Raw genomic sequence first — 24,576 nt, forward strand, 5'->3', positions numbered from 1 at the left:
CTTCATCGGAGAAAAGATCATCAAATATAACCAGATCTTCATTTTCACATTTCCACATCTTCAAATTTTCAAATCCCCCCATATTAATTTTCTCTTATTTATCATCGTTCCCGGTGGTCGTTAAAAGCAAAAACGATAAATTTGTAACATGAATCCGGTATCCCGCTTTTTTGCTGCAATTGCACTGGCTGTAATGATTGTCCCCGGTTTTTCGCAGCCCCGGGTTGAACGTGATAAAATCCTGCTTCCCAATGGCTGGTCATTGACGCCTGCCGGCACCCACCTGCCCCTGGGAGATCTTCCGCTGAACCTGGTAATCAGCAACAGCGGACATCTGGCTGCGGTTACCAATAACGGGCAAAGCACACAAACGCTTGACCTGGTCGACCTGGTGGCAAGGAAAAGAGCGGATAGCATCGTCATCGCCAAATCCTGGTACGGACTGGCTTTCAGTAGTAACGACCGGTACCTGTATGCATCCGGCGGGCATGATAATGTTGTAAAAAGATATGCAATACAAAACAACCACCTGGCTTTAAAAGATTCCTTTGTGTTGGGTGAAAAATGGCCGAACCGTATCGGTACCGCGGGGCTGGATGTGGATGATAAAACCAGCAACCAGCTTTTTGTGGTTACCCGGGAAGACAGCAGCCTGTATATATTTGACCTGGCTACCCGAAAGATAAAAAGTAAAACGGGCCTGGGATCAGAGGCATACACCTGCAAACTATCGCCCGACCGGAAAAAATTATATATCAGCGTTTGGGGAGGCGGAAAATTATTGGTATGGGATGTAGCAGCACAAAAGATCACGGCGAGCATCGCCACCGGCAATCATCCCAATGAAATTTGTATCAGCAAAAACGGAAAACTGCTGTATGTGGCCAATGCCAATGATAATTCGGTGTCAGTGATCCATACAGTTACCAACAGGGTGATCGAAACATTGAATGCGGCCCTGTATCCCAATGCGCCCAGCGGTTCCACCAGCAATGGGGTAGCCCTTTCAGCAGATGGGAAGACCCTTTACGTGGCCAATGCAGATAATAACTGCCTGGCGGTTTTCGATGTGTCGGTTCCTTCAAAATCGGTTTCCAAAGGATTTATCCCGGTGGGCTGGTACCCGACAAACGTGAAAGTAGCGGGCAAACAGATCCTGGTTACCAACGGCAAAGGGATGTCTTCCATGGCCAATCCATACGGCCCTAACCCGGTGAATAAAAAAGAAGTGGTGTTGCGGCATGCCGGTGATAGCCGCCGCCCGGCACAGGTACAATATATAGCCGGGTTGTTTCGCGGTACGTTGAGTTTTATCAACACACCCGCACCGGCACAGCTGGCCGTATATTCACATGCGGTTTACCAGAACACACCTTATTCAAAAGACAGGGAGCTGACGGCCCAGGGCGAGGAGGGGAATCCCGTGCCCATGAAGGTTGGCGCTGCTTCTCCCATCAAACACGTGTTTTATGTGATCAAGGAAAACCGGACCTATGACCAGGTGCTGGGAGATGTTACCCGCGGCAACGGGGATAGCAGTCTCTGCCTGTTTGGTGAAACGATCACTCCCAACCAGCATAAGATCGTGAGCAATTTTGTATTGCTCGATAATTTTTATGTGGATGCGGAAGTGAGTGCCGACGGGCATAACTGGAGCATGGGAGCCTATGCAACTGATTATCTTGAAAAGACCTGGCCTTCCAGCTACGGCGGCCGCGGCGGTACCTATGGCGGGGAAGGGGAGCGTAAGATCGCCAACAACCGGGATGGATTTATTTGGGATCATGCAGCGCGCAACAGGGTGTCGTTCCGTACCTACGGGGAATTTGTAGATAATGGTAAGGCGAAGCTGGATGTGCTCAAAGGCCGTTTTGCCCCGGGCTATACTGGTTATGACCTGGGTGTGGCTGATACCACCCGCTTCCGGCAATGGAAACATGATTTTGATTCGCTGGTGGCGGCGAATGCGCTTCCGCAGTTAACAACGCTGCGCTTTGGCAATGATCATACGGAGGGTATGCGTGCCGGACGCAAAACACCCTTCGCCCACGTAGCGGACAATGACCTGGCGGTGGGGATGTTTGTGGACTATATCAGCAAAAGCCCTATCTGGAAAGAATGCGCCATCTTTATCCTGGAAGACGATGCCCAAAACGGACCGGATCATGTGGATGCGCACCGGAGTACGGCCTATGTGATCAGCCCTTATGTAAAACGGCGGGCGGTAGATCATACTATGTATTCCACTTCCGGCATGCTGCATACCATCGAACTGATCCTGGGGATGCCGCCTATGACGCAATACGATGCAGCTGCAACACCCCTGTGGCGTTGTTTTACCGCGACACCCGACTACACTGCATTTGATCATGTACCCGCAACCATCAACCTGCTGGAACGCAATCCTGCGCAGGGAAAACTGGCCGTCTGGAGCGAACAGTTTGACTGGTCGAAGGAAGATGCCGTTCCGGACCTGGTGTTCAATGATATCCTCTGGATGGGCATCAGGGGAACCCCGGCCCCCTCGCCGGTGCGGGCGGCATTCCTGAAATTCCCGGAAAAGAAAAAGAAAGCGGATGATGATGATTGATCATTTGCGAACCAGGCGGTTTGGTTTCCCGCAACGACGCTAAGGAGCAACGGGCGCAGCGAATCAGCTGTTTACCACCAGGGCCCAAAGACACAAGCTGCACTAGGGTGCAGTTTTTTTGTGTTTCTTGGTGGGTGGCTCCCGTTTCACGCAAGGGCTCAAGGCATCAGTCTGTCTTTGTACCGCTCTATGTCTCACAAGTCGCCCCAGTCCCCTGTTGCCTGCTGCCGGGGTATGCTGTTATTAGTGCCCCTTCTTATTACCTTCTGTCATCTTGTCCTTGCGACTATATCAATTGCCCTTTGGCCTTCTTCAGAAACCGCAGCGTTAAAAACAATGCAGAAACGGTAAGACCTACGATCAATCCCAGCCAGATGCCCACACCACCCATATTAAAATGAAAGGCCAGCAGGCATCCGATAGGAATGCCCAGTACCCAATAGGCGATGGCGATAAAGATGGTGGGAATATTTACGTCTTTGATACCCCGCAGCAAACCGGCACTGATGGCCTGGATGGAATCGGAGATCTGGAAAACGGCCGCCAGCAACAGGAAGGTAGCGGCAAGCGACAGTACCTCCGTATTATTGTTAAACAGGTGGGGCAGCTGGTTGCGCAACAAAATAAACAGCAGGCAGCAGAAAGATCCATAGATCAGCGCCAGCACAATCGTGCTTTTGCCGATCACGGAAATCCGTTTCAGATCCCTTGCCCCAAAGGCGGTACTGACGCGGATAGAGCCGGCCTGCGAAAGGCCCATCGACACCATAAACGTAAACGAAGCGCAGCTCAATGCGATCTGGTGCGCCGCCTGTGTGGTGGCATGGATCGTGCCCATCAGGATGCCTGAAACGGCAAAGGCCCCGGCTTCCATCCCGATCTGGAGACTACTGGGGATCCCGATCTTTAACAGCTGCCTGAATGTGGGACCATGCAGTTTCCACTGGTTCCTTGCAACAGCGATATAGGGCCGGAACACCCGGTGGTTCAGGATCACCAGGGCCAGGGCAATAAAAATGGCCGTACGCGTAATAAGCGTGGCATAACCGGCACCGATCAGTCCAAACTCCCGAACGCCCCAATGCCCGTAAATGAACACCCAGTTCAGGAGCGCATTTAACGGTATGGCCGTTATGGATAATACCATGGCTGTTTTGGTATACTGGAGCCCGTCTGCAAATTGCTTCAGGGTCATAAACAGGATCATGGGGATAATGGAAAGGCCCATAACCCGCATCAGGGGCGCCGCATAGGCTACTACCTCCGGGTCCTGGTCCAGGTGATAAAGCACTTCGGTGCCTGCAACAATGGCCGCTGCAATTACAATAGCGGCAAGGGTGCAGAGAATAAACCCGTTATAAAGGTAATGCGAGATCAGCTGGCGATCGTATTTCCCATGCGCCAGTGACACCATCTGTGCCACAGAAATGGTGACGCCGATGCCCAATACAAAAGGAATATTGATCACGTTGAGTACCAGCGCAGCAGCAGCCAGCTCTTTATACCCCAGTGCGCCGATCATTGCGGTATCTACCAGGTGCAAAGAGATCTGCGCAATTTCACCCAGTATAATGGGAAATGCGAGCAGTAAGGTATTTCTGGCCTCTTTCTTGTAATTCATAGACGGGCAAAATTAGCATTCATAAATGACGGATAAAATTTAAACAGCATAATTTTTTATATTTTCGGAGAACAGGAATTGAGATTTGAGAATCCAGGATCGGGAAACCGGAAATGAGCATCCGGCATTACAGATCTGGTCTCTTTTATCTCGGATCTCAAATCTCAACGCTCCAATAAAATGAAAATGAACAATGAAATACGGTCGGCTGATGCACTAAAAGCCGCACAGCTCAGAAAACATAAGGCCCTGGCCACCGGCTTATTCTTATTGATGACGCTGGTATTCCTGGGCTGTGTATTCCTGTTAAAGACCCGGACGGACGTCTGGATCGGGTATGTGAAGGCATTTGCCGAGGCTGCCATGGTGGGCGCCCTGGCCGATTGGTTTGCCGTAACAGCCCTGTTTCACCATCCGATGGGAATACCCATTCCCCATACCAACCTGATCGAGAACAGCAAGAAAAGCATTGGTGATAACCTCGGGAATTTTGTAGTAACTAATTTTCTGAATGCGAAAACATTGCGGCCTTATATCGACCGGCTCGAATTGAGCACGCTTGCTGCCGCCTGGCTGATCAAGCCGCAAAATGTGCAGTTGCTGGTAACGGAGGCATCCAGGTTGCTGAAACGGATGATCGAAACTTCGGATGCCCCGGTGATCACAGGATTTATTGCCCGTAAGGCGGGAGCGCTGCTGGAAGGCGTACGGTTGAATGAAGTAGTGGCAAACGGACTGGGGCTGATCGTGCAGCGGGGCGATCATGAACGGGTATTGAATTTTGTGCTGGGGAAGGTACGCAACTACGTGATCGAAAATGAAGCACTGGTAAAACAGCGGGTAAAAGAACAAAGTCATTTCCTGATTCCCGGGTTTGTAAATAATTATATTGCAACCAAACTCACCAGCGGTATCGCCACCTATCTGCAGGAGATCGAAAAGGACCCGCAGCACCGGATCCGGAAGGATTTTAACAAGCAGCTGCTGACGTTTACCGAAACACTGAAAACAAGCCCGGAATGGCAGCGCGACCTGGAATCATTGAAGAATGACCTGCTTACACCTCAAAAGCTGGAACAATATGCGGGAGACATCTGGAAGCGGTTGCAGGCACAGGTGCTCCAGGACCTTTCGGCAGGGGATTCTGCATTGCGCCGGTATTTTAAAAAATCGGTGGAAGAACTGGCGGTCAACCTGCAGCAGGATGCGGAAATGCGTGCAAAGATCGACGGCTGGATCCGTTATAATGCCTATTATTATATCCTGCGCAATACGAAGCAGGCCGGTGCACTGATCAGTAATACCGTGGGCAATTGGGAGGGAAAGGAACTGAGCAATAAGCTGGAACTGGAAGTGGGAAAGGACCTCCAGTTCATCCGCATCAATGGTACCCTGGTGGGTGGCATTGTGGGGTTATTGATCTATACCGTAAGCCGGCTCTTATAGGCGACAGGTGATCGTGAACCGCTTCCGCTATTTTGCTTTTTGGGTGGATCCGTTGTAACGGGAAGGAGCGCCTATATCGGGGTTCTTTTCTCCCAGGCGGTTTTCTTATCCTGATGCTAATAAGGATCTCTGCGGATTATTTTGCGGCGCCGTCAACGGCAGGGATAGTACAATGTCGAAACATCCCTTATACGTTGTCCGTTATGACTGCTTTCTGAGATGATAGGCCTTGGTTTTCGTAAAAGCCCGTAATCCCGAATGGGACAGCGTGGCGCCAAACCCTGAATGGTTACGGCCGCTCCAGGGCAATGCCGCACTTACACGGTCGCAGCAATTCCAGTACCCCGTTCCGGCATCCACCTGTTGCAGAATGGCGGCGGCCCTTTCGGGATCGCTGCTGTATACGGCTGCGGTAAGTCCATATTCCGTATCTTTCATTTGCGCAATAGCCGCGGCATCATCCTTTACCTTCATAATGCCGATCACCGGTCCGAAGGATTCCTCTTTCATCACGAGCATATCGGCGGTAACATTGGTGAGCACGGTGGGCTCAAAATAATAGCCTTTTCCTGCTGCTTTTTTCCCGCCGGTGATAATCGTGGCTCCTTTGCGTACTGCGTCTTCGATCTGCCCATTCAGTACGGCGATCTGTTCCTTGCGGGTGAGCGGTCCAAAATATACGCCTTCTTCTGTAGGTGCACCGGTTTTCCAGGAAGTCAGTTCCTTTACAAAAGCGTCTACATAGGCGTCGTATTGGTGCTCATGTACATAGATCCGTTCTACAGAGCAACAGCTTTGTCCGTTATTATAAAATGCACCGTCCGCGGTAGCGGCTGCTACGGCTGCAATATCCGCCACATCGGCTGCTACGTACAGCGGATCCTTGCCGCCCAGCTCGCACTGGCAGGGCACCATCTTTGCGGCTACCTTATTATAAATAAAATGCCCAGTCTTATAACTGCCGGTAAAATAATAACCGTCAAAGGGCATGTCCAGAATGGCAGCGCCTACAGTGCCGGTACCAATGGCTGTAAGAAACAGATCGGAGTCCAGCCCGGCTTCCTTCCATAGCCGTTCTATTTCCAGCCCTGTAAGGGATGCATATTCCGAGGGCTTATACAACACCGCATTGCCGGCCAGCAAAGCGGGTACAAATACATTCACTCCCACCAGGTAGGGATAGTTCCAGGCAGAGATATTGGCGATCACTCCCAGGGGTTCATATACGATCCGTTCCTCCATATCGGCGGTTTCGCTCATCACTTCATCGCCCAGGTATTTAGCCGCATTTGCAGTGAGCCAGCTGATACGGCCAATGGCGCCGCGGATCTCGTTGGCGGATTGGGAGAGGGGCTTTCCTACCTCACTGGTCAATACCTGCGAAAGGGTGGCGGTATGTGCTTCCAGCAATGCACTGAATTTTTTAACTACAGCGATCCGCTCTTCCAGCGGGCGCGCCTGCCAGGCGGGCTGGGCCGCTTTCAGCCGCTGCCATTTTTCCCGGAGGCTTTGTGCATTATCTTCTGTAAGGGTTGCGATCCGCTCTTCTGTGGCGGGATTGATAACTTCCATGTATTATTTACTTTGTATGGCTTCTAAAAATAGTTCCCTTATTCTTTGGGATGGCGGAGTTTGTTGCAGTCCGAAATGATACATCCGTTCCGGGTGCCACTGCACGCATAAGAGGAAGGGATGGCTGCTTGGAGACAGGCGTTCCAGGGCTTCTGCTACACCATCCGGTGCCGTGGCGGTGATCTGTAAATCCCGGCCAAGGTTGCCGATGGCCTGGTGGTGTGCACTGTTTACGGCGCATAGCTCGCTACCAACGGCCTGGTACAGGATACTATCGTTTTTAATATGAATACCATGTACTTTATCCCGGCTATTGGCTACTTTATGGACCTCGTTCCGGGCTCCCAGGTCCTGTACGAGGGTGCCCCCATAAATGCAGTTGATCAGCTGCATGCCCCTGCAGATGCCCAGTACCGGGAGGCCCTGGTCCTGCGCCTGCCGGAAAACAGCGGTCTCAAAAGCATCCCGTTCTTCCTGGAAATGATCCGGGGCATTGAGGTACCCGTCCTTGCCGGAATAATATCCCGGTGCAATATCCACGCCACCGGATAGCACGATGCCGTCGCAGGCCGCCGCCGCATCCAGGTTGTTCAGTTCCGCAGAAAGGGTTATTACCTCAATGGCATCATCGCCTTTGAGCCAGCGGGCATAGTTGGCATGTTTGGATTCCGACCCGGTGTATGTTAATCCGATCTTCATGTGTTTATAGTGCTTCGAGGTATAGTTGTTTAAAGTTTTCCCTCGAAACCGGTTTGGGGTTATTGGGATGGGCAAAGTCTGCCAGCGCAAGATCGGCCAGCGTTTCGATATGTGCTTCCCGAACGCCGATAGCCGATAATTTATGTGGGATATGAATGGCGGTATTGAGCTCAAACAGATAATCCACCACATCCTTACCCGCTGTTCCTGCCAGGTTTAAAGCTCCGGCTATCTTTTTAAATTTCTGTTCCTGTCCTTCAATATTGAAACGCATTCCGTAGGGCAGGTTTACTGCGTTGGCCAGCCCATGGTGCGTATCCAGCAGGGACGACAGCGGATGCGCCAGTGAGTGCACTACGCCCAATCCCTTCTGAAAGGCCACGGCGCCCATCAGGGAGGCGATCAGCATTTTACTCCTCGATTCAAGATCCGGTTGGTGCACAGCTGTTGCAATAGATTCACCGATCAGTGAAATGCCCTGCAGGGCAATGCCATCGCACATGGGATGCTCCATGTTTACCAGGTAGGCTTCCAGGTTATGGGTGAGTGCATCCATACCGGTGGCGGCGGTAATAGCCGGCGGAATATCCATTGTCAGCAAAGGGTCGGCAAAGACCACCCGGGCCAGCAGCTTGGGCGAGAAGAGGATCTTCTTCTGATGGGTTTCGTCATCGGCAATAATGGCGCTGCGGCCCACCTCGCTGCCCGTACCCGCCGTAGTGGGAATGGTAATAAAATGTGGTACATCATTGGTTACATAGATATCACCGCCGATCAGGTCGTCGTACTTGAACAGGTCTTCGCGGTGATGGATACGCAGTACTATGGCGCGTGCTACATCCAGCGCAGCTCCGCCGCCGATGCCGATAATGGCATCGCGCTCTGTAGCGTCATATACTTCTGTTCCATTGTATACATCCGATTTTACCGGGTTTTTATGGATGTTGTGAAATACTTCCACCGAGATGCCGCCAGCCTGAAGGCTTTTCACGATCTTCTTAAAAAAATCCAGCTGTGCAATCACCGGGTCCGTTACGATCAGCGGCCGCGCCAGTGCCTGTTTTTTTAAATAATCGCCCAGCTCGTTGCTGGCTCCTGCACCAAAGCGGATGGTGGTGGGGAAATTGTATTGATAAATTTTGTCAAATGCCATTTGGTAAAATTAATTATAAATTAGTTGTATGATGCGTTAAAAACGATTGTTGATTCATCCGATTATGTATGGGAGATTAATGACGCCTTCGTTATACGGAGGTTTCGTTTGCATAGCAGCATCAGGCAGACCGTGATAAACAGGCTTATGGCCATCCCCCGATTGGGTGGTGGCTGTTTCAAAAACAGCTTTATAATGCCTTGTCGTTGTGAATTTGTATCGGCATCTATTGATTGCTCAATCCCAATATCTTTTATATTATCTCAAAATAACGCTTCATTTCCCAGTCGGTCACGGTCTTTAAATGTTGTTTCCATTCCCATTCGCGGGTGGCCACAAAATGCCCGGTAAATGCTTCGCCGAAGAGTTCCCGGGCTACGGCAGAAGTTTTCATTGCCGCGGTAGCCTGTTCCAGGGTGCGGGGCAGTACGCCATGCGACTCATCGGTATAACCATTGCCGGTTACGGCATCCTGCAGTTCCAGTTTATGCCGGATGCCATAGAGGCCGGATGCGAGTGCGCCGGCCATGGCCAGGTAAGGGTTGGCGTCGGCACCGATCACTCTTGTTTCCAGCCGGCAGGCCGTTTCGCTTTGCTGCAATACGCGCAGGGCCACCGTACGGTTGTCGATCCCCCAGGTAAGGGTCGTGGGCGCCCAGGCACCTTCTACCAGCCGCTTATAGCTGTTGATGGTAGGAGCAAACAGGGGTAAGATCTGTGGCAGGCAATATAATTGTCCCGCTATATAATGCCGCAGGATGGCGCTCATCTGTTGTTGGTCCCTGCCATTGTAAAATACATTTTTTTTGCCGGCTTTATCCCACAGGCTTTGATGCACATGCCCGCCGCAACCCGGAAGCGCTTCATTAATCTTTGCCATAAACGTGGCCATAATGCCGTGCTGATAGGCGATCTCTTTTACCGCAGTTTTAAAAAGCACCGCACGGTCTGCCGCGGTAAGGATATCGGAATATTCGATGGCAGCTTCGTAAGTGCCCGGCCCGGTTTCGGTATGGATGCCCTCCAGCGGAATATCAAAATCGCGTAGCTGATCAAACAGCGCGGTAAAAAAACGGTTGTTCAGCGAGCTTCTCAAAATGGAGTAGCCAAACATACCCGGTGTAAGGGGCGTAAGCTGCTGAAAGCCTTTTTCCGCGGCGGTTTGCGGCGTTTCGGCAAAATTAAACCATTCAAATTCCTGTGCGGCGTAGGGTTTAAATCCCTGTTGCAAGGCATCATTCAGTACTTTTTTTAAAAGCTGGCGCGGACAAACAGCAGCGGGAGCGCCCTTGCTGTCGGTGATCTCGCCCAGGAAAAAAGGCAGCCCGTTCTCCCAGGGGATCCTGCGGAAGGTATGGAGGTCGATCCGTGCAGGTGCATCCGGATAGCCCGTGTGCCAGCCGGTATAGCCACAGTTGTTATAGGATACGTCGCCGGAATCCCAGCCGAAGATCACATCACAAAAAGAGGTTTCTTTTCCTGCAATGCCCAGGAATTTTTTTGCAGAAATATATTTTCCGCGGAGGATGCCGTCAATATCCACGTAGGCGATCTTTACCTTCCCAGATTCGTGGTTTTTAACATATTGTAAAATGTCTTTTGTAGTCATAGCGATTTCTTGTAAAAAAGGCTGAATAAAATGTAGCTGATGAGCAGCAGGCCAAGGTAAACCAGGGCCAGCCTGAAGTTGTAAATGATCACGGCAATAAAAGAGATGCAGGCCAGGATCAATGCCACCAATGGAAACAACGGATAAAAAGGCACTTTGAAGGGCCGCTCCAGCGAAGGCTCTTTCCGGCGGAGCCGGATCACGGCGATCATGGAAATAATATAGAGTGTGAGCGCTCCAAATACGGAAAGGATAATGATCTCACCGGTCTTTCCGGTCAGCAAAGCAATGATGCCTACCACCATGTTTGCAATAAGCGCATTAGACGGGGTCTGAAACCGGCGGTTTACTTTTCCCAGCCATTGTGGCGCAAAGCGGGCTCTTCCAAATTCGAAGGAAGACCGGCCGGCCGCCAGGATGATACCATGAAAGGAGGCTACCAGTCCGAAGAGTCCCACGGTGATCAGCATATGGTACAGGAAAGCATTATTGGTCACAATATGCGATAAGGCCAGCGGCAGCGGAGAATCCGAGGTAGCGCCATCCTTTGTGTATACCACGGCCTCCCAGCCTGCAACGCCTACCGAGCTGATAAAGGTGAGCGCGCAAAGCACCACCAGTGTAAAAATGGCCGAACCGAATCCTTTTAAAATGGTGCGCTGCGGATTCCTGGTCTCTTCCGCTACGTTGGCAATACCTTCAATGCCCAGGAAGAACCAGATGGCAAAGGGGATGCTGGGGAAGATGCCGGCCCATCCCGCGGGCAATGCATTCTTTTTAAGATGGGCTGCATCAAAATGAGGCAGGGTTATACCGGCAAACAACAGCAGCTCGCCCACGGCCATAATCGTGATGATGAGCTCAAAAGCCGCAGCGGCCTTTACGCCGGAAATATTGAGCGCGGTAAAAATAATGTACACCGCAATGGCAATGCCCAGTACGGGTAGCTGGGGAAAGAATAAATTAAAATAGGCGCCAATGGCAAACGCGATCGCCGGCGGGGCAAAAATGAATTCAATGCTTTGCGCCATGCCTGCCAGAAAAGCCAGGTCTTTTCCAAGGGTACGGTTGGCATAATCAAAGGCCCCTCCGGCCTTGGGAATGGCGCAGGCAAGCTCTGTATAGCTAAAGGTAAAGGCCACATACATCAGGGCAATGAACAGGGTGGCAATACCCATACCCAGGGTGCCTCCTTTTTCAAGGCCCAGGTTCCAGCCGAAATACATTCCCGAAATAACATAGCCTACCCCAAGGCCCCACAACATGGTGGCATTAAGCGTTCTTTTTAACTGCTGTGCAGGATTCGTCATATGCTTTTGCTAAATAATTGGTTTCAATGAATCGTTATCTTATAAAGATATTGAAGCTGTTGAAACTTTTCAAAAAAACCATGGACCTCTGACTTTCCTGCTCCCAGGGAGCCTCCGGGCCCCGGGACTGATTTCAGGCAGATCCCATCCATTGCCGGTTCCCGCTGATTTTTTGCAAAGATCTGCGCCTGGAGGGGGCATCCGGACAGAGGCGGGGATCCGCTGGTTGAAACGACTTGCCGGTAAAATAAACGATCCTGTTGCTGCAGCGGATTTTTTTGCTCCGCAGGAAAGCCTGTGAGCGGCCCCCGGAGCAAGCCGGCAAAAGAATTTGCAGATGCTGTCAATTTGGTATACCTTGGCCCGCTTTTGTTTTTCTAAGCGGGTAATAAAAAATAATAGAAATGAGCGCCGGCACAACATATACGGAAGTGGTATTTTTGAATACGACTACAGACCTGTCAGCATTACTGATTGCGGCACTTGCTGACAAAGCAGATGGCTTTGAGGAAGCGGATACCCAATTGAAAGCGTTCTTTAGCCAGGGGCAGATCACAACAGCCGAACTGGATGCGGTTTCCGGTCCGCTGCATATTCATTACGAGGTTAGCGAGCTGGAATCGCAGAACTGGAACGCCTTGTGGGAGTCCAATTTTGATCCGGTAGTGGTGGATGGCTTTGTGGCGGTGCGGGCGTCCTTTCACCCGTCTTTTGAAAACGTGGAGCAGGAGATCGTGATCAATCCCAAGATGAGTTTTGGTACCGGGCATCATGCCACTACCTGGATGATGATGCAGCAGATGCGGGAGGTGGCCTTTTCAGATAAACAGGTTTTTGACTTCGGCACAGGTACCGGCATCCTGTCGATCCTGGCAGAAAAATTGGGAGCCCGGCAGGTACTGGCTACCGATATTGATGAGTGGAGTATTCTGAATACGATTGAGAATATCGGGGTGAATCATTGTTCCCGTATTACGGTACAACAGTCGGATAGTGCAGTGCAGGGAGGTGTTTATGATGTGATCCTTGCCAATATCAACAAGAACGTATTGATGGAAACCATCCCTTCCTTAAAGGAACAGCTGGCTCCCGGCGGGGTGCTTTTGTTGAGCGGCCTGCTGGCGGCAGATGAGCCCGAAATTGTGAGCCGGGCAGTGGATTCCGGCCTTCGGTTAGATAATAAAGTATTCAGGAACAATTGGTTGTGTATGAAGTTGGTCCTTTAAAATTTTGTGTACCTGTTAAAGAATTATTAAGCGCCGGTTGGCTTATTATCGCTATTTTTGTATTTCACTTAGTCCAATATACATGAATTATGTACTACTCTTTTTGGCGGCGTATTGCTTAGGAAGTATTCCTACGGCTGTTTGGGTTAGTAAAGGTTTCTTTGGTATTGACATACGGGATTATGGCAGTGGCAATGCCGGTGCCACCAACACCTTCAGGGTCTTAGGGCCCAGGTGGGGATCTTTTGTAATGATCTGCGACTCGCTGAAGGGGTTTCTTGCCGTAAAACTGGCATTGTTCCTCCCTCAGTTTGCGGATAATGATATCGCTTTTTTAAATATCCAGCTGATCTTCGGGATTGCTGCTGTACTGGGACATATTTTCCCGGTTTGGGCTAACTTCAGGGGAGGAAAGGGGGTTGCTACATTGTTTGGCCTGGTAATCGGTATCAGCCCGTGGACAGCCCTGGCCTGCTCGGGTATTTTCCTGTTGGTGTTGTACCTGACCCGGTTCGTATCGCTGAGCTCTATACTGGCCAGTCTTGCTTTCCCGGTTTTTATATTGGTTATTTTTAACGTTGACAATCACTTTTACAGGGTGTTTGCAGTTGCAGTGGCGCTGCTGGTGATCCTGACCCATCAGAAAAATATCGGCCGTATCCTTAAAGGTGCCGAAAATAAGGTGCCGATCTTTAAGAACAGGGACCGTCGTAAGCAACGGAACCGGTAGCGGGCAACGGTCAGCAATAAGCAGTCAGCAGCCATCGGGCGGGAAGCCGGAGAACGGGTTGATCGCTTAAATCCTTAAGGAGGATCATCAAACTTCAGAAACTAAAAATCGAAAACCAAATTTCAGGACACTGACAGCTAATAGCCAACAACTAATGACTGATCGCTGATAACTAATGGCTGGTTGCTTTCCTACTTTGGTACAAAGATTGTTTATTTAGCAAATTAAAACCTTTACTATGATCAGGAACTTATTCATCTTTCTCGTTGCCGTGGCAACCGGGGCGGGATGCTCCACCAATGCCATTACCGGCCGTAGCCAGATGAAATTATTACCGGAATCAGAGCTGCAGCAAATGGCGGTGTCTGAATACCAGACCTTTCTTTCTTCCAATAAAGTAGTGACCACTTCTAATAATCGCGATGCGGAAATGGTAAACAGGGTGGGGCAGCGCATCATCAACGCGGTGAATGCGTTCTATAAACAAAATAATTTGACCGCGGATCTGAATGGCTACAAGTGGGAAACCAAACTGGTACAGAGTAATGAAGCCAATGCCTGGTGTATGCCGGGAGGAAAAATTGTGGTATATACCGGCCTTTTGCCAATTACCCAAAATGAAGCAGCGCTGGCCAATGTAATGGGGCATGAAGTAAGCCATGCCTTGTTTGGGCATACCAATGAGCGGATGAGCCAGACCGTTGCAGCGCAGTATGGAACCAATATCCTGGATGCGTTTATGGCCAATAAAACCTCCAGTGGTATGCGCCAGTTATTTGGTACAGCGGTGGGCCTGGGCTCTCAGGTAGGGATACTGGCCTTTTCGCGGAAGCAGGAACTGGAAGCTGATCATTATGGAATGATCTGGGCTGCCATGGCCGGCTATAACCCGCAGGAGGCCATCGGGCTTTGGCAGCGGATGCAGGCCCAGGCGCAGGGGAACCGGCCGCCGGAATTCCTGAGCACACACCCCGGCCCCGAAAGAAGAATTGAGCAGTTGCAGAAATTCATGCCGGAGGCCATGAAATACTATAAACCAATAGGAAAATAATTTATTTATATTTATAATGCATAATATCCTTACTCATAGCTGAGTAGGGGTATTGTGTTGAAAAGCTTGTCCGGGACGCTGATTTTTCGTACTTTTGCACTTTAATTGATGGATCTTGTTTGCTAATTGAGTATTTAAGTCAGATTTTTTTAATAAACCCCTTCAAGTTCTTATGACTCAAACAGTGTTCGAAAAATTACAGTACGCAGAAGAAAAAAATCTCTTAATTCAAGGACTCCCCTCATCCATCGAAAAACAATTCAGTAAGTTATCATTTGCCAAGAACATGACCCCTCTGTTGAAATCAAGGAAGCTTGATTTTGCATTGGTATTTGCAGTGAATGAAAACCAGCTGAATGGTATTTTGAATGAGGTAATGCCTTCCCTGAAAGAGAACACGAAATTTTGGGTGGCTCATCCAAAGTCGACTTCGAAGATCGTTACTGATCTGAACAGGGAGCGTAGCTGGTGCCGACTTACCGATGATGGTTATACCGGTATGGATAGTGTAGAGCTGGATCATGTGTGGACGGCTACCCGGTTTGAAAAATGTTGTGAAACAGAACGCGGACCCGCGTCTGTAAAAGGAAAAAGAAGGGAGGCATCACTGGTGTAAGTTTCAGCGCTGCCAGCCGGCAGCATTCAGAAAGGAAAGCCCCGTTCTGCATACGCAGAACGGGGCTTTTTGTTGCCCGGGAGTATCTGATCTTTTGCAGTGCCCGTCCTGACCGGGATCAGGCTCCTGAATGCGGGGGAACCCTATCTTGCAGCCGGATATGGGCTAGCTACAGGTTGTGCATTTATCCGGGGGCACCTGTTTACCAACAACTTTACAGTGCGATAACAATACTAAAGGGCTACCTATGCCGGGGCGGCAATTCTTTGCTGCCCCTTGTTGTTTATTTGTACGCCGGTGCAGCCAGTACAAGGGTCCAGTATGCCCCGGAGCGGGCGGCGCCGATTTCAGTAACATTCCGGCTCATTATGTTGCGGCAATGCTGGGGGCTCTGCAGCCAGCTTTGAATAACCTCGGTGGTGCTTCGCTGCCCCATGGCTATATTTTCTGCTACATAACTCCACCGGTAACCCGAAGCGGCAACTCTCTTTTCCGGCATCATCCCGTTGCGGCCGCTATGGCTTAACCGGCCGCGGCGCAGCATATAGTTGCTATGCGCTGCTGCTGTATTTTCCAGCTGGCCATTCCAGCTTACAGCTTTTACTGGGGGATATTTCCGCCCTCCGCAATTGCATCCCCTGGCGCGGATGGCATTGATCTGCTGCAAAAAGCTCCGGCTGCCAAAGCCCGTTTCATCATCGGCGGACCGGGGCTGTTTTGAGGAAGAGCAGGCCGTAACACCCAACAGCACAAACAGGAATAAAAAAAAGGATAGGGCACGGACCATGATGATACGGATAGGGTTTGGTATACATTGGGCAAACTTTATGCCACAGAATGCAGTCACCAGCTATCGATGGAGATTGAGTTACCCGGTTCCGGGAGCTGCTCCAATCATTATCCGGACCCGCGGGAAGCCGTGAACGTGAAAGGCGCTGCCCTGAACCGGCAACCGGTTTCATCAGGTATTATAAACAGGGCCGCCTGCTACTGATTGCTGCTGTTTTGCCGGTGCTGGTTTCTGTAAATGAGCCGGTTCCCTTTTATAAGTAATTTTAAGGTTTGTCGTTTTAATGAAATGTGCACCTGTTTGTCCTCGCTGGCATTGTGAACGTGTTTATAGGCGGTCATAATGTTTTTATAGTTGATCGTTCCTACTACTACCTGGTTGGTATCAACCACCGGAAGCAGGTCCATATCGTACTGGAGCATGATCCCAACGGCTGTTTTCAGCGGGTCGTTAACACGTACCCATGCCGATTTCCGTTTGATGAGGGAGCCGATCTGTTTTTCGGGGGCATGATGCTCGCTCCGGAGACTGGAGGAGCTGATAACGCCCTTCAGCGTATTATCAGTGCCTGTTACGATAAAGTAGTTGGCATGATCATCCTCGTGCTGATCCAGCCAGCTTTTAACATCGGCGATGGGGTTCTCATCGCTGATCAGGAGCGCATCATGGCTCATTACATCCTTTATATGGTATTGTTCCAGTACATCAGGAGTGTACGTAACCGGTGTTTTTACTCCCCGGCGTGCGATCTTTTCTGTCATTATGGTATGCTCCATGAGGTAAAGCGAAATAAAATAGGCAATGGAACAGGCTGCCAGTAATGCCAGCAGTGCATTTACCTGCCCGGTGGTTTCCAGTGCAAAAAGGATGGATGTGAGCAATGCGCGGGAAGCCCCGGCAAACATGGCCGACATGCCGATCAATGCCGCCAGGGAAACCGAAATGTCCAGCTGGGGAAAGAGCTGTTGCAGGGCGATACCGGCAAGGGCTCCTGCTGCGCCACCGATCGTGAGCAGGGGGGCCAGCGTTCCGCCCGAGGTTCCGCTGGAGAGCGCAATGGCCCAGGACAGGAACTTAAATATAAAAAGCAACCCGATCACTTTTAACGTCAGGCTTCCGGAAAGCACATTGGTAATGTTATCGTAACCCACACCCAGCGTATCCGGGTGAAAATAGCCGATGATGCCCACGGCCAGTCCGCCGATAGCGGGCCACCACATCCAATGAACGGGCAGGCGCTCAAAAGCTTCTTCCAACCAGTAAACGATCTTGGTAACAGCTACCGAAAGCAGTCCGATCAGGACGCCCTCGATGCTGTAAAGGAACAGCGCCGTGTTGGAGGGCGTACTGATAAGGTGATCGATGGCAAAGACCGGCCCGCCGCCAAACAGGAAGTGATGACCGGCTGCTCCTGTTATACAGGCAAGGGCTACCGGAAAAATGGCGGCCGCTGAGAATTCGAACAGCAGGAGTTCAATGGCCAGGAAGATGGCTGCGATGGGGCTCCCGAATATGGCGGACATACCTGCCGTTGCTCCGGCGGCAAGCAGCACCTTACGTTCCTGGTGAGAGATCTTCAGCAACTGTCCGAGGGTAGATCCTAAAGCGCCACCCGTGGCAATGATGGGGCCTTCTGCTCCAAAGGGACCTCCTGTGCCTATGGCGATAGCTGAAGACAGGGGCTTTAAATAAGTAATGGTGGGCTTTATTTTGCTGTTATTGGTAAGGATCTGTTCCATGGCCTCCGGGATGCCATGTCCCCTGATAGCCCGGGATCCGTAGAGGGCCATTAATCCCACGATGATGCCCCCGATAACAGGTACGATCACCACAAAAATGCCCAGATGATGCCCCTGGGGCGTGGAGTGGGCCAGGGAAAAGCTGCCATAAAAAGACAGGTTGGTAACCAGGTTGATCAGCCATATCAATAGCTTGGCTACCAGGCTGATCACCATGCCGATAGCTACGGCAAGCAGGGAAATAAATACCAGGCGGTTCTTTCTTGTTGAAGGCCGGTGCTCCATATGCTCAGAGGCCAGCGTAGATTGCAACGAAGTTGAAATAGGAATACTCATATTGTGTGGATATCAAAAGAAGCTGCAAAAGTATGATTTATATCATAATTTTAAGCAAAAAGAGAGCGGTTTTCTGACGGCGCAGGAGGGAATGGGGCCGTGACCGGCCGTTGAACCGGACGCCGCCGTTTCCCGTTTAAAGGAGTGGGATGGTGGCGGGTCGGATTTCTTGCCGGTATTTTTTATTTTTGGATCACAATGAAACAAAAACAGGCAGATCAGGCTGGGGAAAATATCCTTTACCGCTACTGCATTCCCGAATGGCGTACAGTGGTTGATACGGGCAGGGAGCTGCGGTCCGTTAAAAAAGGACAGCCCGTTTTTTCGGAGAAGGATATCGTGCAGGGGGTGTTTTTTATCGATACCGGGAAGGTGAAGATCCACCAGCGCTGGGGCGATGAAAAAGAGCTGATCATCCGGTTTGCCAAAAATGGGGATATGCTTGGGTACCGGGGGCTGGGAAAGGAAAAAGTATACCCGGTATCCGCCACGGCACTGGAAGACACAACGCTCGTGTATCTTGATATCCGGTTGTTTGAAGCAACTTTGCAGGTAAATCCCCGGCTCACCTATGCCCTCATGGATTTTTATGCAAACGAACTGGAGGCTACAGAACGGCGGGTACGCAATATGGCGCATATGGAGGTGAAAGGAAGGGTTGCGGAAGCTATAACAATGCTGAAAAGAGATTTTGGCGTTAACGAACAGGGGTTTATTGATATTAAACTTACCCGGCAGGACATGGCCTCTTATGTGGGAACCACTTATGAAACGATCTCCCGTATGATCAGTGAGCTGGAGGCGGAAAAACTGATCAGGACCAGCGGAAAGAATATTGCTGTTCTGAATGAAAAGCAATTGGAACAGCTGTTGTAACGCTCCTTAAAACAGGCGCAGACCTTGGTTCGATGCCGGACGCTCCCACGATGTCCCGGGAATGGATTCAATGCTGTTCCCTTTGTGGGGGTGGTAAAATGCTCGCAGATTTTGCAGATGTTCACAGAAGGTTTCGGATATCTGGGAGGTCCTTGAGCGGCTTTGTATGTACTAGTGTGATGTTGAATCTGTTTTGCCGCCACAGAATCACTGAGTTCTTTTCTATGCTTCTGCGTTTCTGTGGCAACTATAGTACGCCTTTTTATGCTTAACATAACACTATATAAGAAAGTAACATTGGTGCCGGTATTTGGTTTTTAGATCCTGGATGCCCGATACCCAATACCCAATACTCGATTCTGGACCCTGGATTCTCAAATCTCTATTCTATATCTCACTGTATGTTGCAGGTGTCTGGACGGTCTGTAAGCGGATTACCTGGCTTTGAAGGCGCGGCGGAAATCTATGTAACCAGGAGTGGCGCAACTATCCTGCCGCAGCGCGGCGGTCATATTATATACCAAAGATCCAAAATCTAAATACCAGAACCGGAAATATGGCGTATAGCAGTCTGTCTTCCGTTTTCGAATCTCAGATCTCAATTCCGAAAATCCTCTGTTTTTTCAAAAAGTGTGATTTATATCATACTTTTGTAGAATGGAAACAAAAGATTACAACAGTCATATTTACAAACCGCTGATGGCTGGTTTATTTGCGGGCTACATTGCAACTGTTTTGAACCTGGTCTACGATGTATTTTTCCGGGAGGAAACGGCTTTCCCGCTGCATGAGCTGATCAATGTATCAACTATTATTTTTGCTACTCTTTTCGCATTACCCCTGGCAGGTGTTGTGTTTGCGGCCATCGACCGGCTTTTTCCGAAGGGCGACCGGATCTATATTGTATTATCGGCCCTGTTTACAGCGCTTTGTATTTATGGTACCCTGCAGGTTCACCGCTCTGCTGATCCGGTAGTAACCACTCAGTTTCAGCATCTCCTGCTGGGCATGGTGATCATCTCCGGGGTATTTGCCACTATTGCGGTTCCCTGGCTGGTAAAGCACCAGGATATTTATATGTAGGGGGGCAGCCAGGCATCCGCCTTCAGATATCAATCTTCAGAAGCTATCAGAAGTTTGAGTTCCGAAGCTTCGTATAAGCTTCGGATTAAGGCTGTAATCTCAAAGGGCTATCCTGGCTCTCCGTCACGGTTAAAAGTGTGCAAAATCCACCTCGTATTTGCCTTTGATCCGCTCCATAGGAGGGTTATAGTATCCGTATTTCAGATGGGGAAACTCTTCCCTGATCAGGTCCATCAGCTGTTTTACGCCCATGAACTCGCCGGTTTCAGTAACCCCGATCTTTCCGAGATACCAGTCGGGGTCAATATTAAAGTTGCGCCACTGGATCATCTTCAGCCCGGTTTCCCGGATCAGCTTCCGCAATGCCTCGTATTCGGCAATACTGTCCGTCATGCCCGGGAAAACAAAATAGTTGATGGAGGGCCAGCCTCCAAAGCTGTTGACTACTTTCAGACTTTCAACAATGTCTTCAAACTGGTAATTATTAGGCCGGTAATAAGGCATATAGACCTCGCTGCGGGCGCTGTTGGTGCTGACACGGATGGAGTTCAGGCCGGCTTCACAAAGACGCTTTACCGCATCGGGCTTTGATCCGTTGGTGTTGATGTTGATGCTGCCTTTTGAAGTATGCTTGCGTATTTCGATGATCGCTTTCTCCAGCGTTTCCCACATCAGGAGGGGTTCGCCCTCACAACCCTGCCCGAAACTGATCAGCGGATAAGGGGCCGTTTCGAGATGGGGAACGGTGAACTCTACAATTTCTTCCACGGTAGGCTTAAACTGCAGCCGGTCCTGGGTAGAAACGATGGTTTCCTCATCCGGCTGCAGGGAAATACATCCCACGCAATTGGCATTGCATGCCGGTGAGGCAGGCACCGGGCACTCCCAGCGGCCGATAAAATAATTTCTTGCAGCCGGGCAATGGTAGGTAAGTGCACAGTTATTGGCAAGATGGTTTACCAGGCGGTTGTGTGGGTAGGCCTTTGTAAGATGCTCTACACCCAGCTTTACCTTATCTGCATCAAAACCGGCACATTCCTGGCGTATGTCCTGTTCAATACGTACCGCAGGAACGTAAAACTGATCATTTTGCCAGGCCACAGCGGTATAACAGAAGAGGGGCAGGGTAGGTGCACCGGGTTTGGTTTCATAGGCCGCAATATAAAAACCCGTGTGGGCCGGAGGTATAAAAGCGGCTACAGCCCAGCCTTTTTCACAAAGCCGCAGCTCGCCGGTAATGACATCAATACCGATCCCTATCCGCTCGGGCAACTCGTAAAGCGAGCCACCGTCGGGCAGCTCGATCCAGTCCTCAACAGGCACTGGCAGGGCGTCCCATCCGCTGCGGCCTACTGCATACAGACTGGTATCCTCAAAAATATTCCCGTTGCCATCGGAGTACAAAAGATAGGGGGATGCTGTTAATGTCATTACTGATTACTTAAATACTAAACGTTAAATTTCAAGATCCGGGATCCAATACAGGATGCCAGCCGGTAACTGATAACTGTCAGCTTTTGGCGATTTGTTCCCTGCAAAATTCGTTAAATGCTGCTTCAGAAACAATTTCATCTGCATCTTTTACGAAATGCTGGTAAATTTTATTGTTCTTTAGGTCAATGGTCAGGATATCATCTTTTAATACCAGGTTGCTGACTTCATTCCACGATATTTTTTTTACGGGGAAAGACGGATAGCGGATCTCCACCGGGGAAACCTGGATCACTAATTGCCGCCTGGACACCAGGTACAGGAACCAAAGCACCACATTAATGGCAAAGCCCCACCCAAGTGCGTACTGATACCAGCGGAACCCAAGTATGAGGATGATGATACCCAGGGATTGCAGCGTGTTTTTCTTTTTTAAAAGATAAACATCCCAGAGGATGAAGAGTACAAAAAGAAGGGTGCACACCAGGATGCTGATCTTGAGGTTGGGGCTGTTACGCTGGTAATCCAGCAACAGTTGCCCAAGCAGGTTCAGGAAAATAATGCCATAGGCAAACACCTGGTAAATGAGTGTGCGTGCATTGGGGATTACAAACCGGTAACCCTGATCCGCTTCCGGGGATGCAGCAACCGGGGCACTATTTTGTTTCGGATACGCCAATGATGAATGATTATTGATTGCTTCCCGCAAGAATGTTGCATAGCTTGTAAAGCGCCCTTGCGCCTACGTTGGCATTCCAGTCGGTTTCGCCGGTACCTACTTCTACCAGGTCAAACCCGATCAGCTGGCGGCCGCTTTCCACTATTTTTTTGAACAGGAAGAACATCCGGTCCAGCTCAAACCCGCCCGGTACAGGCGTGCCGGTATCGGGGCAGAGTTTGGGATCCAGCCCGTCGATATCGAAACTGATATGGACTTTCTGGGGAAGTTTGCTGATGATCTCATCGGCAATATTCTTAAAGGTATCGCCTTCAAACTGGCGCTCTTTGATCTCCTGGTCAAAATAGGTAACAACCCGGTAATTACTGTTTTTGATGAACTCCCATTCGTCTTGTCCCAGGTCCCGTACACCAACCTGTATAATATTTTTAAGCTCGGGGATCTCGTTTAGTGCATTGTACATAATGCTGGCATGGGAATACACAAATCCCTCGTAGGCCTTACGCAGGTCGCAGTGCGCATCCACCTGCAGGATCCCGAATTCGCCGTGTTTTTCGGCAAGGGCTTTAAACAGCCCCAATGGAGTGCTGTGGTCCCCGCCGAGCAATCCAACCAGCTTATTGTCGTCCAGCAGCGCTTTGGCCTGCTCGTACACCCAGTTGTTCAGGTACGTGCCGCCTTCATTCACTTCTTTGATCGTGCGGCACATGAACTGGTTTTTACCCAGCTCCTCGCCCTTGGATATATAATCGATGTATAGTTCTGCCTCTTTGCGCAGGAAATCGCTTTTCAGCAACACGCTCCGGTCCGTTGGCTTCAGGTAATACCCCCGTTTCCAGGCGTCCGGAAAATCAGGGTCATAAAGATCTACCTGCATACTGGCTTTCAGGATGCTTTCCGGGGCCCTTGCGGTTCCGGCGCCATAGCTTACCGTTACTTCCCAGGGAACATTGATGATGATCAGGTCAGCATTTTCTTCAGTACTGGGCAACCCAAAGATGTTGTTATTAGGGTTGGCTACACAGTTCTGATCAAAATTTGTTAGGTCCAACATTATTGTCTCCTTTTTTTGGAAGGCGCAAAGTTATATGGTTTTTATCGCAACAGGCAACAATTAACGTTTGTTTTGTGTCGGGAATTGAGTATTGAGATTCGGGAAATGAGACTTTTCATACATACGTCATTTTTTAACACTCCTATCTGAAATCTCCTATCTCGTTTCTGACAATTACTTCAGCTTGTCTTTGAACACTTTACGGAATTTGTCCACTTTAGGGCGGATCACCATCGTGCAGTAGGGATTTTTGTCTTCATTATTGTTAAAATAAGACTGGTGATAATCTTCGGCAGGATAAAATACGGAGAACGGCTTTATTTCCGTAACGATCGGGTTGTCAAATGCCCCGCTTTTATCCAGTTCCTGCTTGTAATACGCTGCTTTTTCTTTCTGGGCCTCATTATGATAATAGACCCCGCTGCGGTACTGGGTGCCCACATCGCCCCCCTGCCGGTTGAGGGTGGTGGGATCATGTGTTTTCCAGAAAATTTCCAGCAGCTCATCAAAAGAAATGACGGAGGGATCATAAACGATCTGTAATGCTTCCGCATGACCGGTGTTGCCGGTGCATACTTCCTTATAGGTAGGATTCTTTGTATGCCCGTCTGTATAGCCGCTGGTAACGGAGGAAACGCCTTTTACGTCCTGGAAAATAGCTTCAGTACACCAGAAACACCCGTTGGCAAAGGTAGCTGTATCTGTTTGTTGACTCATTGTAGAAGATTTTGCTGCCGGCCCTGCAAAAACCACGGGCTCCTTTTTTTTCTGCGCACAGGCTGTTGCCGCCAGTGCGGTCAATAATAATATAGGTATAACTGTTTTCAATTCAACGGATCTGTTACAGACTGTAAATTACAAATTCGGTTTGTAAAGATACAATTTAATAACACGGAAAGGGGCGGGAAGGTTTAAGCTTTCAGCCATTAGCCATCCGTTCGGCGCAGCCAGCCTGCTGCAACCGG

20 protein-coding genes are annotated in these 24,576 nt (G+C 50.0%); 8 read left to right on the forward strand and 12 right to left on the reverse strand.

Annotated elements, in window-relative coordinates; translation table 11 throughout:
* Positions 1 to 148: 148 nt before the first annotated feature.
* Positions 149 to 2,590, forward strand: a complete 2,442-nt coding sequence (locus BLS44_RS03470) for a bifunctional YncE family protein/alkaline phosphatase family protein (protein WP_090388663.1) — start codon at positions 149 to 151, stop codon at positions 2,588 to 2,590.
* Positions 2,591 to 2,876: 286 nt separating this feature from the next.
* Here BLS44_RS03470 and BLS44_RS03475 read toward each other — a convergent pair whose 3' ends face one another.
* Positions 2,877 to 4,211, reverse strand: coding sequence for an MATE family efflux transporter (locus tag BLS44_RS03475; RefSeq protein WP_090388664.1), 1,335 nt, complete (start codon positions 4,209 to 4,211; stop codon positions 2,877 to 2,879).
* A gap of 186 nt (positions 4,212 to 4,397) precedes the next feature.
* Here BLS44_RS03475 and BLS44_RS03480 point away from each other — a divergent pair, with 186 nt between their 5' ends.
* Positions 4,398 to 5,657, forward strand: a complete 1,260-nt coding sequence (locus BLS44_RS03480; RefSeq protein WP_090389150.1) for a DUF445 domain-containing protein — start codon at positions 4,398 to 4,400, stop codon at positions 5,655 to 5,657.
* A 201-nt stretch (positions 5,658 to 5,858) separates the two neighbouring features.
* On the opposite strand, the gene BLS44_RS03485 is transcribed toward BLS44_RS03480, so the two are convergent.
* From BLS44_RS03485 to eat, 5 genes are all read right to left on the reverse strand, one after another.
* Positions 5,859 to 7,229 (reverse strand): aldehyde dehydrogenase family protein, encoded by a 1,371-nt coding sequence (locus BLS44_RS03485; protein ID WP_090388665.1) that lies wholly within the window; start codon positions 7,227 to 7,229, stop codon positions 5,859 to 5,861.
* 3 nt (positions 7,230 to 7,232) lie between these two features.
* Positions 7,233 to 7,928, reverse strand: a complete 696-nt coding sequence (locus tag BLS44_RS03490) for a gamma-glutamyl-gamma-aminobutyrate hydrolase family protein (protein ID WP_090388666.1) — start codon at positions 7,926 to 7,928, stop codon at positions 7,233 to 7,235.
* Between the two features lie 4 nt (positions 7,929 to 7,932).
* Positions 7,933 to 9,081 (reverse strand): iron-containing alcohol dehydrogenase, encoded by a 1,149-nt coding sequence (locus tag BLS44_RS03495; protein ID WP_090388667.1) that lies wholly within the window; start codon positions 9,079 to 9,081, stop codon positions 7,933 to 7,935.
* Between the two features lie 253 nt (positions 9,082 to 9,334).
* Positions 9,335 to 10,690 carry a glutamine synthetase family protein gene (locus BLS44_RS03500; protein WP_090388668.1) on the reverse strand — a complete coding sequence of 452 codons (1,356 nt, stop codon included), beginning with the start codon at positions 10,688 to 10,690 and terminating at the stop codon, positions 9,335 to 9,337.
* Positions 10,687 to 12,000, reverse strand: coding sequence for an ethanolamine permease (gene eat / locus BLS44_RS03505; RefSeq protein WP_090388669.1), 1,314 nt, complete (start codon positions 11,998 to 12,000; stop codon positions 10,687 to 10,689). Before eat ends, BLS44_RS03500 begins: the two co-directional genes overlap by 4 nt.
* 404 nt (positions 12,001 to 12,404) lie before the next feature.
* Here eat and prmA point away from each other — a divergent pair, with 404 nt between their 5' ends.
* The 4 genes from prmA (at position 12,405) to BLS44_RS03530 (ending at position 15,623) form a co-directional block, all read left to right on the forward strand.
* The gene (prmA, locus tag BLS44_RS03515) at positions 12,405 to 13,226 is read left to right on the forward strand and encodes a 50S ribosomal protein L11 methyltransferase (protein WP_245729090.1); all 822 of its coding nucleotides are present in this window, start codon (positions 12,405 to 12,407) and stop codon (positions 13,224 to 13,226) included.
* A gap of 82 nt (positions 13,227 to 13,308) precedes the next feature.
* Positions 13,309 to 13,956, forward strand: coding sequence for a glycerol-3-phosphate 1-O-acyltransferase PlsY (plsY, locus tag BLS44_RS03520; RefSeq protein WP_090388672.1), 648 nt, complete (start codon positions 13,309 to 13,311; stop codon positions 13,954 to 13,956).
* Between the two features lie 238 nt (positions 13,957 to 14,194).
* A complete protein-coding gene (locus tag BLS44_RS03525) occupies positions 14,195 to 15,007 on the forward strand; it encodes a M48 family metallopeptidase (RefSeq protein WP_090388673.1) in 813 nt (270 codons plus the stop codon).
* A 172-nt stretch (positions 15,008 to 15,179) separates the two neighbouring features.
* Positions 15,180 to 15,623 (forward strand): hypothetical protein, encoded by a 444-nt coding sequence (locus tag BLS44_RS03530; protein WP_090388674.1) that lies wholly within the window; start codon positions 15,180 to 15,182, stop codon positions 15,621 to 15,623.
* Positions 15,624 to 15,906: 283 nt separating this feature from the next.
* On the opposite strand, the gene BLS44_RS03535 is transcribed toward BLS44_RS03530, so the two are convergent.
* Positions 15,907 to 16,410, reverse strand: coding sequence for a CAP domain-containing protein (locus BLS44_RS03535; protein WP_090388675.1), 504 nt, complete (start codon positions 16,408 to 16,410; stop codon positions 15,907 to 15,909).
* Between the two features lie 200 nt (positions 16,411 to 16,610).
* Positions 16,611 to 18,488, reverse strand: coding sequence for a chloride channel protein (locus BLS44_RS03540; protein WP_176954305.1), 1,878 nt, complete (start codon positions 18,486 to 18,488; stop codon positions 16,611 to 16,613).
* Positions 18,489 to 18,686: 198 nt separating this feature from the next.
* Here BLS44_RS03540 and BLS44_RS03545 point away from each other — a divergent pair, with 198 nt between their 5' ends.
* Both BLS44_RS03545 and BLS44_RS03550 read left to right on the forward strand, forming a co-directional pair.
* Positions 18,687 to 19,364: a Crp/Fnr family transcriptional regulator gene (locus BLS44_RS03545; RefSeq protein ID WP_090388676.1), complete on the forward strand. Its 678-nt coding sequence runs from the start codon at positions 18,687 to 18,689 to the stop codon at positions 19,362 to 19,364.
* 657 nt (positions 19,365 to 20,021) lie between these two features.
* Positions 20,022 to 20,447, forward strand: coding sequence for a DUF6069 family protein (locus tag BLS44_RS03550; RefSeq protein ID WP_090388677.1), 426 nt, complete (start codon positions 20,022 to 20,024; stop codon positions 20,445 to 20,447).
* Between the two features lie 129 nt (positions 20,448 to 20,576).
* On the opposite strand, the gene BLS44_RS03555 is transcribed toward BLS44_RS03550, so the two are convergent.
* The 4 genes from BLS44_RS03555 to msrA all read right to left on the reverse strand — a co-directional run bounded on the left by BLS44_RS03555 (position 20,577) and on the right by msrA (position 24,328).
* On the reverse strand, positions 20,577 to 21,878 hold the full coding sequence (locus BLS44_RS03555; protein ID WP_090388678.1) for a radical SAM family protein: 1,302 nt from the start codon (positions 21,876 to 21,878) through the stop codon (positions 20,577 to 20,579).
* A gap of 79 nt (positions 21,879 to 21,957) precedes the next feature.
* On the reverse strand, positions 21,958 to 22,557 hold the full coding sequence (locus BLS44_RS03560) for a hypothetical protein (RefSeq protein WP_090389152.1): 600 nt from the start codon (positions 22,555 to 22,557) through the stop codon (positions 21,958 to 21,960).
* A gap of 10 nt (positions 22,558 to 22,567) precedes the next feature.
* Entirely contained in the window at positions 22,568 to 23,611 is a 1,044-nt protein-coding gene (locus BLS44_RS03565) for an agmatinase family protein (RefSeq protein WP_090388679.1), read from the reverse strand.
* 174 nt (positions 23,612 to 23,785) lie between these two features.
* Positions 23,786 to 24,328, reverse strand: coding sequence for a peptide-methionine (S)-S-oxide reductase MsrA (gene msrA / locus BLS44_RS03570; protein ID WP_245729091.1), 543 nt, complete (start codon positions 24,326 to 24,328; stop codon positions 23,786 to 23,788).
* Positions 24,329 to 24,576 lie beyond the last annotated feature (248 nt).

Origin of the sequence: Niabella drilacis, assembly GCF_900101395.1 — a bacterium.
In the GTDB taxonomy this organism is placed as follows: domain Bacteria; phylum Bacteroidota; class Bacteroidia; order Chitinophagales; family Chitinophagaceae; genus Niabella; species Niabella drilacis.

Excerpts from the sequence above, each read along its gene's own strand:
- BLS44_RS03470 (WP_090388663.1), top strand. The coding sequence starts at position 149 with ATGAATCCGGTATCCCGCTTTTTTGCTGCAATTGCACTGGCTGTAATG.
- BLS44_RS03475 (WP_090388664.1), bottom strand. The coding sequence starts at position 4,211 with ATGAATTACAAGAAAGAGGCCAGAAATACCTTACTGCTCGCATTTCCC.
- BLS44_RS03480 (WP_090389150.1), top strand. The coding sequence starts at position 4,398 with ATGAACAATGAAATACGGTCGGCTGATGCACTAAAAGCCGCACAGCTC.
- BLS44_RS03485 (WP_090388665.1), bottom strand. The coding sequence starts at position 7,229 with ATGGAAGTTATCAATCCCGCCACAGAAGAGCGGATCGCAACCCTTACA.
- BLS44_RS03490 (WP_090388666.1), bottom strand. The coding sequence starts at position 7,928 with ATGAAGATCGGATTAACATACACCGGGTCGGAATCCAAACATGCCAAC.
- BLS44_RS03495 (WP_090388667.1), bottom strand. The coding sequence starts at position 9,081 with ATGGCATTTGACAAAATTTATCAATACAATTTCCCCACCACCATCCGC.
- BLS44_RS03500 (WP_090388668.1), bottom strand. The coding sequence starts at position 10,690 with ATGACTACAAAAGACATTTTACAATATGTTAAAAACCACGAATCTGGG.
- eat (WP_090388669.1), bottom strand. The coding sequence starts at position 12,000 with ATGACGAATCCTGCACAGCAGTTAAAAAGAACGCTTAATGCCACCATG.
- prmA (WP_245729090.1), top strand. The coding sequence starts at position 12,405 with ATGAGCGCCGGCACAACATATACGGAAGTGGTATTTTTGAATACGACT.
- plsY (WP_090388672.1), top strand. The coding sequence starts at position 13,309 with ATGAATTATGTACTACTCTTTTTGGCGGCGTATTGCTTAGGAAGTATT.
- BLS44_RS03525 (WP_090388673.1), top strand. The coding sequence starts at position 14,195 with ATGATCAGGAACTTATTCATCTTTCTCGTTGCCGTGGCAACCGGGGCG.
- BLS44_RS03530 (WP_090388674.1), top strand. The coding sequence starts at position 15,180 with ATGACTCAAACAGTGTTCGAAAAATTACAGTACGCAGAAGAAAAAAAT.
- BLS44_RS03535 (WP_090388675.1), bottom strand. The coding sequence starts at position 16,410 with ATGGTCCGTGCCCTATCCTTTTTTTTATTCCTGTTTGTGCTGTTGGGT.
- BLS44_RS03540 (WP_176954305.1), bottom strand. The coding sequence starts at position 18,488 with ATGAGTATTCCTATTTCAACTTCGTTGCAATCTACGCTGGCCTCTGAG.
- BLS44_RS03545 (WP_090388676.1), top strand. The coding sequence starts at position 18,687 with ATGAAACAAAAACAGGCAGATCAGGCTGGGGAAAATATCCTTTACCGC.
- BLS44_RS03550 (WP_090388677.1), top strand. The coding sequence starts at position 20,022 with ATGGAAACAAAAGATTACAACAGTCATATTTACAAACCGCTGATGGCT.
- BLS44_RS03555 (WP_090388678.1), bottom strand. The coding sequence starts at position 21,878 with ATGACATTAACAGCATCCCCCTATCTTTTGTACTCCGATGGCAACGGG.
- BLS44_RS03565 (WP_090388679.1), bottom strand. The coding sequence starts at position 23,611 with ATGTTGGACCTAACAAATTTTGATCAGAACTGTGTAGCCAACCCTAAT.
- msrA (WP_245729091.1), bottom strand. The coding sequence starts at position 24,328 with ATGAGTCAACAAACAGATACAGCTACCTTTGCCAACGGGTGTTTCTGG.